The sequence below is a fragment of the Apibacter sp. ESL0404 genome (assembly GCF_019469245.1).
GTDB lineage: Bacteria > Bacteroidota > Bacteroidia > Flavobacteriales > Weeksellaceae > Apibacter.
This window is the reverse complement of record NZ_CP048267.1, coordinates 749568-767574: the sequence shown is the minus strand read 5'-3', so window position 1 is coordinate 767574 and position 18007 is coordinate 749568. Positions and strand designations below refer to the sequence as shown.

Genomic DNA, 18007 nt, shown 5'->3' with positions numbered 1-18007 from the left:
TAAATATTTATACCTCAAAATTTTCGTATATAACATAATTAATCGTAAGTGAAAAAGCTTATCATTATAGGAGGCGGAGCTTCCGGATTTTTTTTAGTATCCAATATTAATTCCAATAAATGGGAAACAATTATATTAGAACAAGCTAAAAGTCCCCTTCAGAAATTAAAGATATCGGGCGGAGGAAGATGTAATGTTACTAACGCTTGTTTTATACCTAAAAAACTGGTAAAGTTCTATCCTAGAGGATCCAAAGAACTTTTAAGTGTATTTAATCATTTTCAACCATCTGATACATTTGAATGGTTTGCTCAAAAAGGCGTTAATTTAAAAATTGAAAATGATAATAGAGTATTTCCCGAATCTAACTCCTCTCAAACCATTATAGATACATTTATTGAGCAAGCAACCAAAAAAAATATTGAAATTAATTACAATTCAACTGTAATTAACATCAAAAAAATAAATGATAAATTTGAAATAATTACTACTCATTCCACTTATTATGCTGATGCCCTAGTGGTTGCAACAGGAAGTTCCGTGAAAATGTGGAAAATCTTAAATCAATTAGGTCATACCATCATTCCTCCTGTCCCTAGCTTATTTACTTTTTTATGTGATGATCCACTGATTCACAATTTACAAGGAATTTCTTTTCCTGAAGCAGAAATACATATACCTTTATTAAAATACAAGGAATTCGGATCTTTACTTATCACGCATTGGGGTATTAGTGGGCCTGCCGTATTAAAATTATCTGCATGGAGTGCCCGGGAATTATATAATCTTAATTATAAATTTGTTGTACGGGTAAATTGGATTTCTGAAACTTTTGATAAGGTAAAAGAAGCATTAATTCAAGAAAAAGAAAACCATCCTAAAAAATCGATTTATAGTTTAAAACTATACCATTTAACTCATCGATTTTGGAATAATCTTTTAGAACATCTGCAAATTAACGATAAAAATCTAGCGGATTTAAGTAAAAAAGATATTAATAAAATAGCAAAATCACTTACCAATACGCTATTATCCATTAATGGAAAAAATACGCATAAAGATGAATTTGTTACAGCCGGAGGAGTTGATTTGAAAGAAATTGATTTTCGCACCATGCAATCTAAATTAATACCTAATTTATATTTTGCGGGTGAAGTTTTAAATATTGATGCATTAACGGGGGGATTTAATTTTCAAGCATGTTGGAGTGAAGCATATATCATAAGCCAACATCTTAATTCATTAAATTGAAATTTAAATTTTATTTAGTAAATTGAAAAAATAAAATTTGAATTAACTATTATAAAAGCATTTTAAAAATTTTAACCATGATTTCATTAGAAACCTATTTAAAACATGTGAAAGATCTTACCATATAAATTATTTATTTTTTTAAATACCAAACAACAGTTAGTGCCGACAAGCTACCATTTTATATGCTCTTTTATTAATAAAAAATAATTTAACTACTATGAATTTAAAGTATCCGTTCATTTTAAATAAAAAAATTATATCCTTATAAAATAACTTTGTAACAATCTAATTATATTTATATTTCATTTTTATACTAATTAATACTCAAATTATATGAAACCTTTCTATTCTATTTTAATCTTATTGGTATTTAATTTGTCATTTTCACAATCAATAAATTTTGAAACGATAAAAGATAATGTAACGGATAGGAATTCGTCCTATTATTATGATCAATTAATATCTGAATTCTTAAATAATACGTCTGCCTTCCATAATGAGAAGGTTAAATCGTATTATCTTTATTATGGCAAACTATATTCTTCATATTATACTAAGTCTTTGGAAGGAAAAAACAATTATTTAAAATTCATGAAACAAATAGCAGCTAAAAAATATACTAAAGCAGTTATTTTAGGAGAAGAATTACTAAAAAATGATCCGGTTAATCTTACGGTAATTTTAAATCTAATTATATGTTATAATGAAAATAATGAAAATGAAGAAAGATTAAAACTATTAAAAAATCAAGCTGAAATATTAATGAGAGCTATTGCTGATTATGGAGATGGAAAGAATAAGGAAACCGCTTTTAAAGTTATTTCATTAAGTGATGAATTTGCACTTTTGAATTATATGGGAATTAATCTTGAAATGTATAGTAGAAATTCAGAAAAGCTAAATTCAACTACTATCTTAGATATTTGGACTAAAGAGCAGAAATATCAAAAAGATAAAAGAAATAAAATTTATATAGAGGTTTTTACAGAACCTTCTGTTAAATAGAATAACTGAATCTTCTTTGTAGATCACCACTTAGTTTATAAACTTTTAGTGCAAATAACTTATATTTACAAAAATAATATTTATGATAGTCCACGATTTCAGTAAATCTAAATCCATTTTAAATCATTTTGTAGGAGAATTAAGAGATGTCATTATTCAGAAAGACAGAATGAGATTTAGAAAAAATTTGGAAAGAATAGGTGAAATTTTAGGTTACGAACTAAGTAAGACGTTAGAATACCAGACTGTTAACATTACTACTCCTTTAGGTAGTAAGCCTACAGAATTGATTATCCAGCAACCTGTACTATGTACTATTTTGAGAGCGGGATTACCTTTACATCAAGGAATGATGAATTTTTTTGATCAAGCAGAAACCACATTTGTATCCGCATTTAGACATCATCCGAACAGTAATAAAGAATTTGAGATAGTGGTTGAATATTTGGCAACCCCTTCTTTGCAAGATAAAACATTAATAATTTCAGATCCTATGCTGGCTACTGGTGAATCTTTGGCAAATGTTTATGAAGTTTTATTAAGTCAAGGAAAGCCTAAGAAAGTACATATTGTTGCAGCCATAGGCTCCAAACCGGGAATTGATTATATTAAAACTAAATTACCTGAAAATTCAGAACTATGGATTGCGTCTGTTGATGATGAATTAGATGAAAACAAATATATCGTACCGGGATTAGGAGATGCCGGTGATTTGGCTTTTGGAAAAAAATTATCCAAATAGATAAAGCGGATTGTTTTTTTTAGCTAAAATAATAAAATAAAAAAAAAGAGTAACGTTTAATTTAACTTACTCTTTTTTTGATTGAATAATTATTAATAACTATTTAAAAATAAATAAAAATATCTTTTTTAAAATTTCAAAATTTATTTTTTGAAATATTCTTCTTCGTAATCACAGATTCGTTGAACTTTTGGAGCAGAACCGCCACCGCTAAATTCTGACTCTAACCAAGTATTCAACAAACTTTTCGCAAGTTCATGCCCAATTACTCGTTCACCAAAACAAATAATTTGTGCATTATTACTTTTTCTTGCTCTTTCAGCAGAAAAAGGATCATGACAAACAGCTGCTCTAACTCCCGGTATTTTATTGGCTGTTATTGCCATTCCTATACCCGTTCCACACGTTAACACAGCTCTTTCAAATTCTCCTGCTGCTACAGCCTTTGCTACTTTTGCTGCAACATCCGGATATAAAACCACCTCTCCTTTTTCAGCACCAAAGTCTTTGACTTCATATCCTAATTTTTCTAAATGATCTTTTAAGACAATTTTTAAAGCATACGCTGCCTCATCGCAGCCTATTGCTATTTTTTTCTTACTCATAATATTGTTTGTGTGTTTTAGTTAAATCTTTATTAAGATTTCTTTAACAAATATAAGTACTATTTAGCAGTTTACCAACAGAAATTTTAATTTTTATTCACAATTGTAAATAATTTTAACTTTAAGTTAGCAAAAAAATATTTTGTAAAAAATTACAATACAATTAAATACATTAAAAAACTCAAGTAAAAATCTGATGAAAATTTTTTATTGATTTCTTAAAATTATCTTAAGAAAAAAATAAATGTTAATAAAATTAATACTATTGAAAAGTAATATTTCTTTATTTCACGTAAACAAATTTTAAAAATCTTGATAGAAATTAAGATAAATAGGTAAATTATGAACGGGGTAGCCGGATTAATTAATACACAATTTGTTTATAAATAATTTAGCAATAATTATAATTCATCTTTTAAAAATTTTGCAGTATAACTGCTTTTATTTTTAACTACTTCTTCCGGAGTACCTTGTGCAATTATTTTACCTCCTTTATCTCCCCCTTCCAGTCCGATGTCAATAATATAATCTGCTGCCTTAATAACATCGAGGTTATGCTCTATAATAATAATTGAATTACCTAAATTTACCAAACGATTAATTACTTCCATTAAAATTCTGATATCTTCAAAATGTAAGCCTGTAGTTGGCTCATCCAATATATAAATGGTATTCCCTGTTTGTTTTTTACTTAATTCTTTAGCTAATTTAACTCGTTGAGCTTCCCCTCCCGATAGGGTTGTTGATTGCTGTCCTAAAGTAATATAACCTAAACCTACTTCTTGTAAGGTTTTAATGATGCGATGAATTTTAGGGATTGGCTGGAAAAAATCTACAGCTTCATCTATGGTCATATCCAATACATCTGAAATAGATTTACCTTTGTATCTTACCTCTAAAGTTTCTCTGTTAAATCGTTTTCCATGACAGGCTTCACAATGAACATATATATCCGGTAAAAAATTCATTTCAATCAATTTCAATCCGGAACCTTGACAAACTTCACATCTTCCTCCTTTCACATTAAAAGAAAACCTACGCAATTGATATCCTCTTATCTTTGATTCAGGCAATTGAGCAAACAAGTTTCGTATATCTGTAAAAACTCCTGTATAGGTTGCAGGATTGGATCTTGGAGTTCGACCAATTGGCGATTGGTCTACATCTACAATCTTGTCTAAAAATTCTATGCCTTCTATCTTCTTATAAGGAAGAGGTTCTTTTTCAGCACGATAGAAATGTTTATTTAATATAGGATATAATGTGTTGGTTATTAACGAAGATTTTCCACTACCGGAAACTCCGGTTATGCAAACCAATGACCCTAAAGGTATATCCAGGGTTACATTTTTTAAATTATTTCCTGTACATCCTATCAATTTTAAATGATTACCATTTCCTTTTCTTCGTTCCTCAGGTATGGGAATTTGTAACTCTCCATTAATATATTTTGCAGTTAATGTATTTGCTTTTGATATATTTTGTGGTTTTCCTTCCCAAACTACCTCACCTCCTCCCTTTCCGGCCAACGGTCCCATATCAATTACATAGTCTGCATTTAGGATCATATCTTTATCATGTTCCACTACTAAAACAGAGTTTCCTAAATCTCTAAGTTTTTTTAAAGAGTCTATTAATTTAATATTATCGCGTTGATGTAGACCAATGCTGGGCTCATCTAAAATGTATAAAACATTGACCAATTGAGAACCAATTTGTGTAGCCAAACGTATTCTTTGAGATTCTCCACCGGATAAGGTCTGCGACGGCCGATCCAAACTAAGATAATCTAAACCAACGTCAACTAAAAAACTGAGTCTCTTGGAAATTTCTTGAATTAAATCTTTGGCAATTATTTGATTATTTTCAGATAATTTTGAAGGCAATTCGTGAATCCATTCACTTAATTTTTGTAAAGAAAAACGGGCTATTTCCGAAATGTTTTTGTTATCAATCTTAAAAAATAAACTTTCTTTTTTTAAACGAGCACCCTCACAAACCGGACAAATTCTATCTTCAAATACCTGAGTTTTAAATTTTTGAGATTCTTCTTCATCTTTTCCGGTGGACAAACGAGTTATATAATCAATGATTCCTTCAAAATTTACTTTATAGGTTTTCTTAATTTGAGCATAATCTAAATCTAAGGTAACCTTATCATTTATTCCATAGAGGATTTCATCTTTTGCTTGATCAGAAAGTTTTTCCCACGGAGTAGACATTGTAAAACCATTCTTTTTTAGGATAACATCTATTTGAGATAAGATCCATCCGGTATGACTAAGTTCTTCAAAAATTGGAAAAACATTTTTGTCAAAAGATAATTTGGGATTGGGCACCAACTTATTTATATTGATTTCCTTAACTCTTCCTAATCCGTTACAGTGCTCACACGCTCCTTTAGGAGAATTAAAAGAAAATGTATTTGGCTCCGGCATTTGGTAAGAAATCCCGGTACTGGGACACATTAAATTACGACTAAAATATTTTCCCTGCTCCTCTCCTTGCTTCAAAAGCATTATGGTACCCTCTCCATATTGCATGGCTAAACGTATCGACTGTATGATTCGTTGAGTATTCTCTTTTGTATCTATAATCAGCTTATCTATTACAACCTCAATATCGTGAATTTTGTAACGGTCTAACTTCATATCCGGAACAATATCCAATAATTCTCCATCAACTCTAACTTGTAAAAAACCCTTTTTAGCCAGATTTGCAAACAACTCTCTATAATGTCCTTTTCTTGATCTAATTAATGGCGCTAAAACTAACACCTTTTCTTCTGAAAAATCCTTATAAAATAAATCAGTAATCTGGTCTTCCGAATAAGTAACCATTTTTTCACCCGTCTTGTATGAAAATGCATCCGAAGCTCGGGCATATAACAATCGAAAAAAGTCATACAATTCTGTTACGGTCCCTACGGTTGAACGTGGGTTTTTCGATGTAGTTTTTTGTTCAATAGCTATAACAGGAGATAAACCATCTATTTTATCTACATCCGGACGATCTAAAGTCCCCAAAAATTGACGTGCATAGGCTGAAAAGGTTTCGATATATCGTCTTTGACCTTCTGCATATATTGTATCAAAAGCCAAGGAAGATTTTCCACTTCCGCTTAAACCGGTAATTACTACTAATTGATTTCTGGGAATTTTAAGAGAAATATCTTTGAGGTTATGTTCTCTTGCTCCATAAATATTTATATAATCCTGATTCATTATAGGTTATCTCAAGTTAATTAATTAACTGACTTAAATTAAAGTAGTGCGCAAAGATATGAAAATTTGCTTTTTTTAGTGATTTGTGTATTTAATACCTATTATAACACAAATAATCATACCAAATCTTTTTTTAATTATTATAAATTCAAAATATATTTATAATTATATCCATATAATTTAAATCTTTTTATACATGATTATATGAATAACTTTTATTACTCATCTATTTTTAAATTATTATCAAATTATTCTCCAATAAAATTTATTATTTTTTATAAAAAGATTTTTTCTTAATTAAAAAATATAAAATACTATTAAATAGGTTATAAAAGATATTTGTTTAATAGTAAATTTAATCCTTTTTATTGTTTTAAAATTTCATAAATATTTTAAGGTTATATACTGATCAATCTGTACAAATTTGAAATATCAATGGCTTAAAATTATTAAAATAAATCAACTAATAAACTGATACATTTTTTTTAATTTTTAGTTTATGTTTATTTTTTTTAATAAATATATATTTATATAGTAAATATTAAAATTAAATTTATATTTGCAAAGAAATTTAAAATTATATGCCTATGAAATAAAATAATTAGAATAATATAAACTCCTATCTTTTATACAATACCGATCAGCAGCTTCTAAAATTTAATAAAATTAATATATTTAATTAGTATATAAAAGGAATATGTAAGGAGTATAATTAAAATCAAGCTGCATATTTATAACTAACTATTTTAAAATTGCAAAATGAATCAAAACGGAAAAACTACGAAGAAAAAAAGTAAAGGCTGTTTAATTGCTTTAATTATAATGATAATAGCATTTATTGGAGCTATATTTTTCTTTATAATTATGCCAATCTTCTTTATCAAAAAATCAACTGATGCCTATTTAAATAATACCGAACAAAAAATAGAACAATCCAAAAATTTAGTGTATAAGGATGTCTTAGTTTTTAAAGGAAATGGTAAGAAAAAGTCAGAATCATTTCACCTATCAGGAAATGGAGCTAAAATAATTTATAAATATTCTTCAGACACTAATAATATGGGAATATTTAATGTATATGTTGTAAAAGAAGGTAATGATATCATGGTACAAGGAGGAATTCCAGAAATCTTTATCACATCCGATAAAGAAGAAAGTGAAACAACTATTAGAAAACGTGCAGGAGACTATTATTTAGATGTAGATGGTTATGGCAATTGGGAAATCATAGTTCAAGATAAACAATAATAAGTTAAGGGTTCATTAATGAACCCTTTCATATATATTTATAGAATAATAAAATTTTTTGACAGAGTTTATTTAAATGCTTAAATGTTATTAACTATTTAAACAATACTTATTTTTTTAGGTTAAGCAATCGAGTAAAACTTAATTATTGTAATTTTGCAAGTTTTAATTGAATTGATAACCATGAAAGAATACGTTTTTGAATTAGTTCGACAAATCCGTTTCGTTGATATTATTGAATTTATAGGAACATTTGCCTTTGCAATTAGTGGTGTTCGAGGTGCTGCAACAAAAAAATGCGATTGGTTTGGTGCTTTTGTTTTAGGTTTTGTTACTGCCGTTGGAGGAGGAACTTTTCGAGACCTTCTTTTAGGTATAACTCCTTTTTGGATGCTTAATAGTATTTATGTATGGTGTACTCTTTTCTCTTTGTTATTTTATATATTTCTACGTGAGCATCTTAATCATTTAAATAGTTTCTTTTTTTGGAGTGATAGTATCGGTCTTGGATTATTTGTTGTTGTAGGCGCTGAAAAGGCTATGTTGTTAGGATATGATTCATGGGTCATAGTGATTATGGGAACTATTACAGCTGTATTAGGTGGAGTAATTCGTGATATTCTTTTAAATAAAGTCCCTCGAATCTTTAAGCGTGAAATTTATGCTTCTCCCTGTATAGTTGGAGGTATCTTTTTTGTAACGCTTCAATTCTTCAACTTTAATTTACCTTTTATTAGTGCTGTAACTATCGGAATTGTAGTTTTATTAAGATATATAGCAGTTAGATGGGATTTGCAAATCCCTAAACTTAAAAGTGAAAAACTTTAAATCATTGTATGCCTTTACTTTATAACCTAAATTTATAAATTAATTAAGAAGTTAGACCATTTCTTTTTAAAAATTTAAAATATACATTACTATATAAAAAGAAAAAGGGAGTTTAAACACTCCCTTTTTTAATATCCTATGGTAAATCTTTGTTGATGATGTTTTGGATTTTCAAGTTCGTCGACCATAGCTTTCGCATAATCCTGAACAGATATTTTACTGTTTCCTTGATCATCTGTAATAAGATTGTCTAATCCTAAACGATATTTTCCTGTTCTTTCTCCCGGCTCTATAGTTCCGGCAGGTGAAAAGAAAACCCAATCCAGTTCTTTTTCCGGTAAAAATTGATCTTTTAAGACTAATGCTAATGCCTTAACTCCCGGTAAAATTTCGTCCGGAATGGCTCCTGAATCTACAACGGTTTTACCCGGAGCTACCAATAAGCTTCCTGCTCCACCAACCGCTTGTAATCTCTTAATACCCGCTTTTTTAACAGCCTCAATTATTGATTGATATCCTTTTATTGTATCATCGTAAATATTCGGATTAGTCCAGCCCGGATTATATGCACTTATTACTGCATCATTATTTTTTAAAACTTCAGCTAATTTATCTGTGTCAAATACATCTGCACTTACCACTTTTAAATTTTTATCGTCATTCTTAATTTTATCTGCCGAACGAACGATTGCTGTTACTTGGTACCCTCTACTCAGTAATTCTTTTACTAATTGTGACCCTATAAATCCTGAGGCACCTATTAATGCTACTTTTTTCATAATTTGTATACTAATATTAATAATTAATTCTTTGATAACTTATTTTCATATAATAAATGAGATTTCCATATTTGTTTTCCCTAAAATTTCATGCTGAAATCTAGAAGGGTTACTCCTTCCAGTTTTTTAAATACTACCTCTTCAATAGTTTCATTCAATTCGCTAATGTTTTCATTTATTTTTTTTCCGACACAACATAAAGGATTGGGAGATGGTAAAAGTTTTCCTACTAGCGATTGATTGTAAACACTTAAATAAATTTCAGACAATGCAGTTTTTTCAGGAGATTTTAATAATCTACTTCCCCCCTTCTTTCCTTCTTTTGTTTCTATAAAACCATGTTTTTGAAGGTTGGTTAATTCATTCCTGACTATAACAGGATTAAGATTTAAACTTCTTGCTATATAAGCTGACGGTAGCCATTGATCCAAATTTTTTGCCAAAAGAGTAAGTATATGCATGGAAACTGTAAAATGGCGGTCATTCATTACTGTAATATTTTCAATTACAGTTCAAATATAAGCTTTTTTTATAAAATATTTACATATTTATTAAGTTATTCAATATTTATTAAAATAAATTAGTAAACTATTATTCTAATTATTTTGTATTGTCTCTATTTCAAAATGAATTAGTTTCCGATATTTAACTTTTATCTACTAGTTATACAGATCTTAAAAAATCAGATATAAAAAAAGGGATTCAAAGAAATGTTACAGTAATAAGATACAACAAAAAAAGAGCTATTAAAATAGCTCTTTCATAAGTATAAATATATTAGTAAATTCTATTTCTTAAGAAAACAGGTCTTTAAAACAATACTTGAACCGTCAATTTTACAATCTACTTCTTCCGGATTATCAGTTAATCGGATGCTTTTTACTTTAGTTCCTCTTTTAATTACCATAGAAGAACCTTTTACTTTAAGATCTTTAATGACTGTAACCGCATCTCCATCTTGAAGTTCAGCTCCGTTGCTATCTTTAACTATTGAATTACCAGCCGATTCTTCTCCCGACCATTCATAAAAACAATCCGGGCATACGTAGGAAGTACCATCAAAATAAACATTTTCCATTGAACATTTTGGGCACTTTAAAACATCTGTCATTATTTTTTCTTTTTAAAGATTACTAAATTTAATTGGGTTGCAAATATAACTTATTTAAACGCAGAGAACAAATATTCAATTTAATATTACATTTATTTTATTCTTTTCTCTAATTATTTACAAAGTATTTTTTCATATTTTTAAAAACATTTGTATATAGGTTTCTTTATAACTATATAAATTATTCTTTAATTTATAAGATTCTTTTAGTCAAAATAAAAAAGTTTACCTTTGTTTTATTTCGACAAATTCATTTACCATGAAAGATAGAATTGTTGTAAAAATTGGAAGTCAGCTGTTAACCCGTAAGGATGAAACTCTTGACATTACCCAAATGTCTGATATCGTCGATCAGATTGCCGAACTACATAAAAATAATACGGAAATCATTCTGGTATCATCCGGAGCGGTAGCGTCCGGTAAAAATGAATTTAAAATCCATTCAAAGCTTGACAGTATTTCTGCTCGCCAGTTATATTCTTCTGTTGGACAGGTAAAACTAATTCATAGATATTACGACCTATTTAATCAACACGGAATTCTATGCGGACAAATCTTAGCAACTAAAGAAGATTTTTCAACACGCATGCATTATCTAAATCAAAGAAATTGCATGAATATTATGCTTGAAAATCATGTGATTCCAATTGTAAATGAAAACGATGCGATTTCCGTTAATGAACTAATGTTTACGGATAATGACGAATTATCAGGTTTGATAGCTGCTATGATGGATTGCAAAAAATTGATCATTTTAAGTAATATCGATGGAATTTACACCGGCGATCCTTCAGACCCTGAATCTAAGCTTATAAAAGAAATAGACAGTTCAAGAGATTCAGTTGAGGATTATATACAATCTAAGCGGTCGACTACCGGAAGGGGAGGAATGAAAACCAAATATAATATAGCTAGAAAAGTAGCAGAAGAAGGTATAGAAGTTATTATCGCCAATGGAAGAATAAAAAACATCATTTCCAGACTTGTAAATGGCGTTGACACACCTTCCACACGATTTATTCCCGCGTCTAAAGAAATTTCGGGCGTAAAAAAATGGATCGCCCATTCTGAAGGTTTCGCTAAAGGAGAAATACATATTAATGAAGGAGTAAGAAAAGCTTTATTAAATTTTAAAGCCGTCAGCATATTGCCTGTAGGCGTAACTCGGATAGTCGGAAATTTTGAAAGTGATGATATTGTTCGTATTATTGATCACACCGGAAAACAAATTGGAATAGGCCGATCTTCCTATTCCAGCGAAAAAGCGAAAGAAATTTTAGGACAGGCCAACAACAAGCCGATCATACATTACGACTATTTATATATTGAAAAATAAATGATGTCTTCTATTCAACAAAATATTTTTACCTCATCCGTTGAAGCGGTAAATGAACTAAATTTAGTTGATATTGATAAAATCAACCAAGTTTTAGAAGCTCTTGCCAATGAAACTGAAAATTCAATTCCTTATATTCTTTCTGAAAATAAGAAAGACATAGAAAGGATGTCTACTTCCGATCCGAAATTTGATCGGTTGCTTTTAACTGAAGAACGCATACAAGATATAGCAAAAGATATTCGCAAAGTTGCCTCTCTTCCCTCACCTGTAGGAAAAATAATTTCAGAAAAAATTCTTTCCAATGGTCTTAAGTTATCTAAAATTACAGTTCCTTTCGGAGTTATAGGAATTATTTATGAAGCCAGACCGAATGTAAGCTTCGATGTATTTTCTTTGTGTTTAAAATCGGGTAATGTTTGTATTTTGAAAGGAGGCTCTGATGCTTTTTTTTCTAATACAGCGATTGTTTCGATTATTAAGAGGGTTTTACTACAAGAGGGTTTGAATCCCGATATTTGTAATTTATTGCCCGCTGATCGTTCTTCGACTTTACAATTATTGAACGCAAGTGATTATGTTGATCTTCTTATTCCGAGAGGAAGTAAAGAGCTTATTAATTTTGTTCGTGAAAATTCGAAAATCCCAGTAATCGAAACCGGTGCAGGAGTATGTCATACTTATTTCCACCGGGAAGGTAATTTAGAAATAGGAAAAGAGATCATCTTTAATGCTAAAACCCGAAAAGTTAGCGTTTGCAATTCGTTGGATTGCTTACTTATTGATAAGGAAAGAATACAGGACCTTCCCGAATTGTGTAAAAAATTAATTGAGAAAAAAGTAGTTATTTATGCGGATGAACCTGCATACACTCAATTAGAAAACTCTTATCCATCCAATTTACTGCATAAAGCAACTTCCGCAAATTACGGAATGGAATTCTTGGATTATAAAATGTCTATAAAAACGGTAAATTCTATTAAGGAAGCAATTGAACATATAGCGAACTACGGATCCAAACATAGCGAAGCAATAATAAGTGAAAATAAATCATGTATAAAAATTTTTGAAAAGCTGGTAGATGCCGCTTGTATTTATGTTAATACTTCTACTGCCTTCACAGATGGCGCACAATTCGGAATGGGTGCAGAAATAGGGATCAGCACGCAGAAAATGCATGCACGAGGTCCTATGGCTCTGGATGAATTATGTTCTTATAAGTGGATTGTAGAAGGTAACGGTCAAATAAGACCGTAAATAATTAAGATAGTAGCTAGACTGTTTTTATTTCTTAAACTATAATCTTTTCTGTTTTTAAATTCAGTATAAAAATTGGAATTAAAAAAAGATGAATTCTTTATCTTTATATGAAAAAAATTTCATCAAATATAAATTTTGAAAATAATAAAAGGCAATGGATGAATTAAATTTTAATTAGATAGTAAAATTTAATTCATCCATTACAAAATATATATTTAGTAGAATAAATTCTTAATCAAATATATCTTTCTATAAATTATTTATTTTTCCATCACCGTTTTTCAATCTCATCCTAAAATCTTCGAAGCATCCAAAACTATTTTCACTAAAAACAGTAACGAAACAATATAAACCGTTGGAGTAACCTCTTTTCTTCTGCCTCCTAATACTTTTAATAAAGTAAAGCTTAGCATACCAAATACAATACCTTCCGCTATACTAAATGTAAAAGGCATAAAAATTATGGTTAAAAATGCGGGTAAACCTTCCGTGATATCATTAAAATTAATTTTTACAACAGAAGAAATCATAAAGAGACCGACAATAATTAATGCCGGAGCTGTGGCAGCTGCCGGAACTAATAAAAATATAGGTGCTAGAAATAAAGATAAAAAGAACATCAAAGCTGTACTAACCGCTGTAAGACCGGTACGCCCTCCGGAGGCTACTCCGGAAGCACTTTCTACATATGAAGTAATTGTGCTGGTACCCAAGATCGCTCCAACCGTCGTTCCCAATGCATCAGACAATAATGCTTTTTTCATTTGAGGAAAATTTCCTTCTTCATCCGTGAATCCCAATTTAGATACAACTCCTATTAATGTTCCAATCGTATCAAACAAATTAACAAATAGAAAAGTGAAAACTACAATCAACATATCCACTGAAAATATTTTGTCCCAGCCTTCTGAAGAAAACATTGGTTCGACAGCTTTACCAAATATAGGTTCAATAGAAGGAGGCATACTTACCAATGAACCAGTTAATTGTATGTCGCCCAACAAATAGCTAAATAAAGTGGAAACTACAATTCCCGCTAAGATAGATCCATTTATATTGCGCGAATGAAGCACAGCCGTAACCAACAATCCCGCAAAAGCAATCCATACCGAATGTTGTTTAAAATCACCTAAAGCAAGAAAAGTATTGGGATCTGAAACAATGATATTAGCTCCTTTTAGTCCTATTAAGGTAATAAATAATCCAATTCCGACAGGAATTGCCTCTTTCAGTACTCTAGGAATGCTTTTAACTATCATTTCCCTGACATTCAAAAAAGTAAGTATTATAAATATAAGCCCCTCTATAAAAACAGCTGTTAGAGCAAATTGCCAAGAATATCCAAGTCCTAAAACTACAGAAAAAGCAAAAAAGCTGTTCAGTCCCATTCCGGGTCCTTGTGCTATGGGCAATTTTGCCAATATTCCCATTAACAACGTCGCAAAAATAATAGCTAACGTAGTTCCTGTAAAAAGAGCTTCTCTATCCATTCCCGTTTCCGATAAGATACTAGGATTGACAATCAAAGCATAGGACATGGTTAAAAAAGTGATGATCCCGGCTACTAATTCTTTTTTAATAGTTGTACCATTTTCGGATAGCTTAAAATATCCGTCTAGAAAAGTTTTCATGTTATCAGTTTAGTTTAGTTTAGTAAAAAGCAAAAGTACTAACAAATAAGTAATATTGGTTAGTGTTTTTGTGTGTAAAGGCTGCCTTTCCACTCATTTAATCAATTGCATTTTTTATTTAATTAATTATCAGTTTATTAAAATCTAAAGTTAAAAGCTCTTCGGGTAAAATCGTATTGAAAAAGACTTGACTGGCTTCTTCTTTTAGTATGGATATATCGGTATAACGATTGGAAAAATGCCCTAATATTAATACTTTAACGTTTGCCATTTTTGCTATTTCTGCGGCTTGATGTGCTGTGGTATGTCCTGTTTTAGAAGCTAATTCTCTTAATTCATCTAAAAAAGTAGCTTCATGGTATAAAACATCTACCCCTTTAATTAACGGGACTATATTGGGACTGAATTTAGTATCTGAACAAAAGGCATAGCTGTAAGAATGTTTAGGAGGAAGGGTAAGATACTCATTTTTTATGATATCTCCGGATTGAGTTATAAAATCTTTACCTAATTTCAAATTATGATAATCGCATACTTCAATTTCGGGATTGTATTTAATTACATCCATATTAAGCCTTCTCGGCTTTACTTTTTCTTTAAACAGAAACCCATTGGTGTAAATACGATGGTTTAATGGAATCGTCCAAACACACAATTTATTATCTTCATAAATTAATTCACTTTTTAAAGAAGTCAGTTCAATAAAGTTAATATCAAACTGATTACTACTCTCAGTTAATAGTAATTGAATTTCAATTAATTTTTTAATTCCTTTAGGCCCATAAATGGTTAAAGGTTCAGTTCTTCCCAATAAATGAAAGGAAGATATAAGCCCGATCAAACCAAAAACATGATCGCCATGCAGATGAGAAATAAATATAGTATTTATATGGGTAAATTTTACTCTTGCTTTTCTAAGTTGTACTTGAGTCCCTTCTCCACAATCTATTAGAAAATATTGGTTATTACATTCTAATAACTGTGATGTAGGATTGGTACGAACAGTGGGAACCGCTGAGTTATATCCTAAAATAGTAAGTTTCATAAATTTTAAGTTGTATTTTTGAGTTTTTACAAACTATTACCTTACTAATATTTTTCATAAAAATACATGATTTTTTTCATTTGATAAATAAAAAATTAATTTTTAAGGCGCTTTTTTTTACGCTTTTTTTTCATTTTTAACGCATTTTTTAAGAAAAATAAGTGATTTTTTAATGAATTTTTTCTTAATTAAATTAGCGCAAAATACTATATTTCAAACAATTACATTTCCAAAAAATGTTTTTTAAAGAAAAAAATTACAATTTATAACAATTCAAATATATTATTCATATATTACTGTCCTTAATAAAATAAAAACAATATGAAAATACTTAAAAGTCTTTACGTACAAGTCATAATTGCCATAATTATAGGTATTCTTATTGGATATTTTTTCCCAAGTGAAGATATTATAGTTAATGGGGTTAAACAACACAGTACGGGACTTGGTGAAATGCTAAAACCATTAGGAGACGGATTTATCAAGCTAATTAAAATGATCGTAGGACCTTTGATTTTCTGTACCATTGTGCTGGGTATTGCAGGAATGGAAGATACTAAAAAGGTTGGTAAGGTTGGTTTAACAGCTATTGTTTATTTTGAAATTATGACAACAATAGCTTTAATCATCGGCTTGGTTTTCGTTAATGTGCTAAAACCCGGAAACGGCATGCATGTAGATCCTTATGCATTGGACTCTTCATCTATGTCCCATTATATAGAAAAAAGTAAAGAAGATCACGGAATTATTACGTTTATTTTGGATATGATTCCTGAAAATGTTATTGCTTCAATTGCATCTAATAATTTACTTCAAGTATTAGTCTTTGCCATTCTTTTTGGTTTTGCCATGACGAAAATTGGACCTAAATCTTCAAAACCGGTTTTATCTGTAATGCAATCTTTCCTGGATGGACTTTTTGCTATTATAAAAATAATTATGTATCTGGCACCTTTAGGAGCCATGGGCGCTATGGGATATACCATTGGAGTTTACGGATTGAAAGCATTGAGTAATTTAGGAATGTTAATCTTATGCTTTTATCTAACGTGTATTGTTTTCATTTTCGGAGTTATCGGAGCAGTTCTTTATTACAATAAGGTCAACATATTCAAATTTATTAAATACATTAAAGAAGAACTTTTAATTGTGCTCGGCACCTCATCTTCCGAATCGGCATTACCGGGAATTATGAGCAAGATGGAGAAGATAGGATGTTCTAAGTCTGTCGTTGGTTTGGTAATACCAACCGGCTATTCTTTTAATCTCGACGGTACTTCCATTTATCTTACCATGGCTGCTGTTTTTATTTCTCAAGCTTTAGACATGCATTTGAATTTACAACAAGAAATTACGCTTCTTTTAGTATTGCTTTTAACCTCAAAAGGTGCAGCCGGGGTAACAGGAAGTGGTTTTATTACTCTTGCCGCTACCCTACCGGTAGTAGGACATGTACCGGTTGAAGCTGTGGCGTTAATATTCGGTATTGATAAATTCATGAGTGAAGCAAGAGCTTTAACTAATTTAATAGGTAATGCAGCAGCTACTATTGTTGTTGCCAGAAGGGAAAATGAATTTAATTACGATAAAGCTGAAAGCATATTAATATCCAATAAGTCTTAAGTGTGATTTGTAATTTATTTTTAAAAAATATAATTTGTTAAATAAATATTATCATTTTTTTGGTAAAATTATAAATTAAAAATAGATTTGTATAAAATATACTAGTTTTGAAAGTCCTGGTAGATAATTTACTAGGGCTTTCTTAGTAAATTTTCTATTTTTTACTTCGACTTATTTATAAATATTCTTTTTAACGCAGGCTTACGTAAATTTATGAACATATATTTTTTATTTTTGTAATACTATGGATTAGCATAATATTAAATTTTTTAAAAGAAATTTGAAATTTTAGATTAATAAAATTTATTATTAGAAA

The 18007-nt window shown here is 29.7% G+C and carries 15 protein-coding genes; 8 read left to right on the top strand and 7 right to left on the bottom strand.

Annotated features, from left to right (window positions below; translation table 11 throughout):
* The first annotated feature begins 48 nt into the window (after positions 1-48).
* The 3 genes from GYM72_RS03200 to upp all read left to right on the top strand — a co-directional run bounded on the left by GYM72_RS03200 (position 49) and on the right by upp (position 3001).
* Complete coding sequence (locus GYM72_RS03200; RefSeq protein ID WP_220264677.1) at positions 49-1251, top strand: NAD(P)/FAD-dependent oxidoreductase; 1203 nt, start codon at positions 49-51, stop codon at positions 1249-1251.
* A 336-nt stretch (positions 1252-1587) separates the two neighbouring features.
* Positions 1588-2259 carry a DUF4919 domain-containing protein gene (locus GYM72_RS03195; RefSeq protein WP_220264676.1) on the top strand — a complete coding sequence of 224 codons (672 nt, stop codon included), beginning with the start codon at positions 1588-1590 and terminating at the stop codon, positions 2257-2259.
* Positions 2260-2341: 82 nt separating this feature from the next.
* On the top strand, positions 2342-3001 hold the full coding sequence (upp, locus tag GYM72_RS03190; RefSeq protein ID WP_220264675.1) for a uracil phosphoribosyltransferase: 660 nt from the start codon (positions 2342-2344) through the stop codon (positions 2999-3001).
* 143 nt (positions 3002-3144) lie between these two features.
* Here upp and rpiB read toward each other — a convergent pair whose 3' ends face one another.
* Together rpiB and uvrA are read right to left on the bottom strand one after the other, a co-directional pair.
* A complete protein-coding gene (gene rpiB / locus GYM72_RS03185; RefSeq protein WP_105297045.1) occupies positions 3145-3606 on the bottom strand; it encodes a ribose 5-phosphate isomerase B in 462 nt (153 codons plus the stop codon).
* A 401-nt stretch (positions 3607-4007) separates the two neighbouring features.
* The gene (gene uvrA / locus GYM72_RS03180) at positions 4008-6830 is read right to left on the bottom strand and encodes an excinuclease ABC subunit UvrA (RefSeq protein ID WP_220264674.1); all 2823 of its coding nucleotides are present in this window, start codon (positions 6828-6830) and stop codon (positions 4008-4010) included.
* 759 nt (positions 6831-7589) lie between these two features.
* Here uvrA and GYM72_RS03175 point away from each other — a divergent pair.
* Entirely contained in the window at positions 7590-8078 is a 489-nt protein-coding gene (locus tag GYM72_RS03175) for a hypothetical protein (protein WP_220264673.1), read from the top strand.
* A gap of 183 nt (positions 8079-8261) precedes the next feature.
* Positions 8262-8906: a trimeric intracellular cation channel family protein gene (locus tag GYM72_RS03170; protein ID WP_105297047.1), complete on the top strand. Its 645-nt coding sequence runs from the start codon at positions 8262-8264 to the stop codon at positions 8904-8906.
* 128 nt (positions 8907-9034) lie between these two features.
* Here GYM72_RS03170 and GYM72_RS03165 read toward each other — a convergent pair whose 3' ends face one another.
* The 3 genes from GYM72_RS03165 to GYM72_RS03155 all read right to left on the bottom strand — a co-directional run bounded on the left by GYM72_RS03165 (position 9035) and on the right by GYM72_RS03155 (position 10796).
* Complete coding sequence (locus tag GYM72_RS03165; protein WP_160542362.1) at positions 9035-9685, bottom strand: NAD(P)-dependent oxidoreductase; 651 nt, start codon at positions 9683-9685, stop codon at positions 9035-9037.
* Between the two features lie 80 nt (positions 9686-9765).
* Positions 9766-10173 (bottom strand): Rrf2 family transcriptional regulator, encoded by a 408-nt coding sequence (locus GYM72_RS03160; protein ID WP_220264672.1) that lies wholly within the window; start codon positions 10171-10173, stop codon positions 9766-9768.
* A gap of 299 nt (positions 10174-10472) precedes the next feature.
* Positions 10473-10796 (bottom strand): zinc ribbon domain-containing protein YjdM, encoded by a 324-nt coding sequence (locus GYM72_RS03155; protein WP_105297050.1) that lies wholly within the window; start codon positions 10794-10796, stop codon positions 10473-10475.
* A gap of 259 nt (positions 10797-11055) precedes the next feature.
* Here GYM72_RS03155 and proB point away from each other — a divergent pair, with 259 nt between their 5' ends.
* Positions 11056-12132 (top strand): glutamate 5-kinase, encoded by a 1077-nt coding sequence (proB, locus tag GYM72_RS03150; RefSeq protein WP_220264671.1) that lies wholly within the window; start codon positions 11056-11058, stop codon positions 12130-12132.
* Positions 12133-13389: a glutamate-5-semialdehyde dehydrogenase gene (locus GYM72_RS03145; protein WP_255571556.1), complete on the top strand. Its 1257-nt coding sequence runs from the start codon at positions 12133-12135 to the stop codon at positions 13387-13389. It abuts the gene before it with no gap.
* A 290-nt stretch (positions 13390-13679) separates the two neighbouring features.
* On the opposite strand, the gene GYM72_RS03140 is transcribed toward GYM72_RS03145, so the two are convergent.
* Entirely contained in the window at positions 13680-15023 is a 1344-nt protein-coding gene (locus GYM72_RS03140) for an NCS2 family permease (RefSeq protein ID WP_220264670.1), read from the bottom strand.
* A 118-nt stretch (positions 15024-15141) separates the two neighbouring features.
* On the bottom strand, positions 15142-16068 hold the full coding sequence (locus tag GYM72_RS03135; protein WP_220264669.1) for a ribonuclease Z: 927 nt from the start codon (positions 16066-16068) through the stop codon (positions 15142-15144).
* Positions 16069-16389: 321 nt separating this feature from the next.
* Between GYM72_RS03135 and dctA the strand changes: the two genes are divergently transcribed.
* Positions 16390-17691, top strand: a complete 1302-nt coding sequence (gene dctA / locus GYM72_RS03130) for a C4-dicarboxylate transporter DctA (RefSeq protein ID WP_105297054.1) — start codon at positions 16390-16392, stop codon at positions 17689-17691.
* Positions 17692-18007 lie beyond the last annotated feature (316 nt).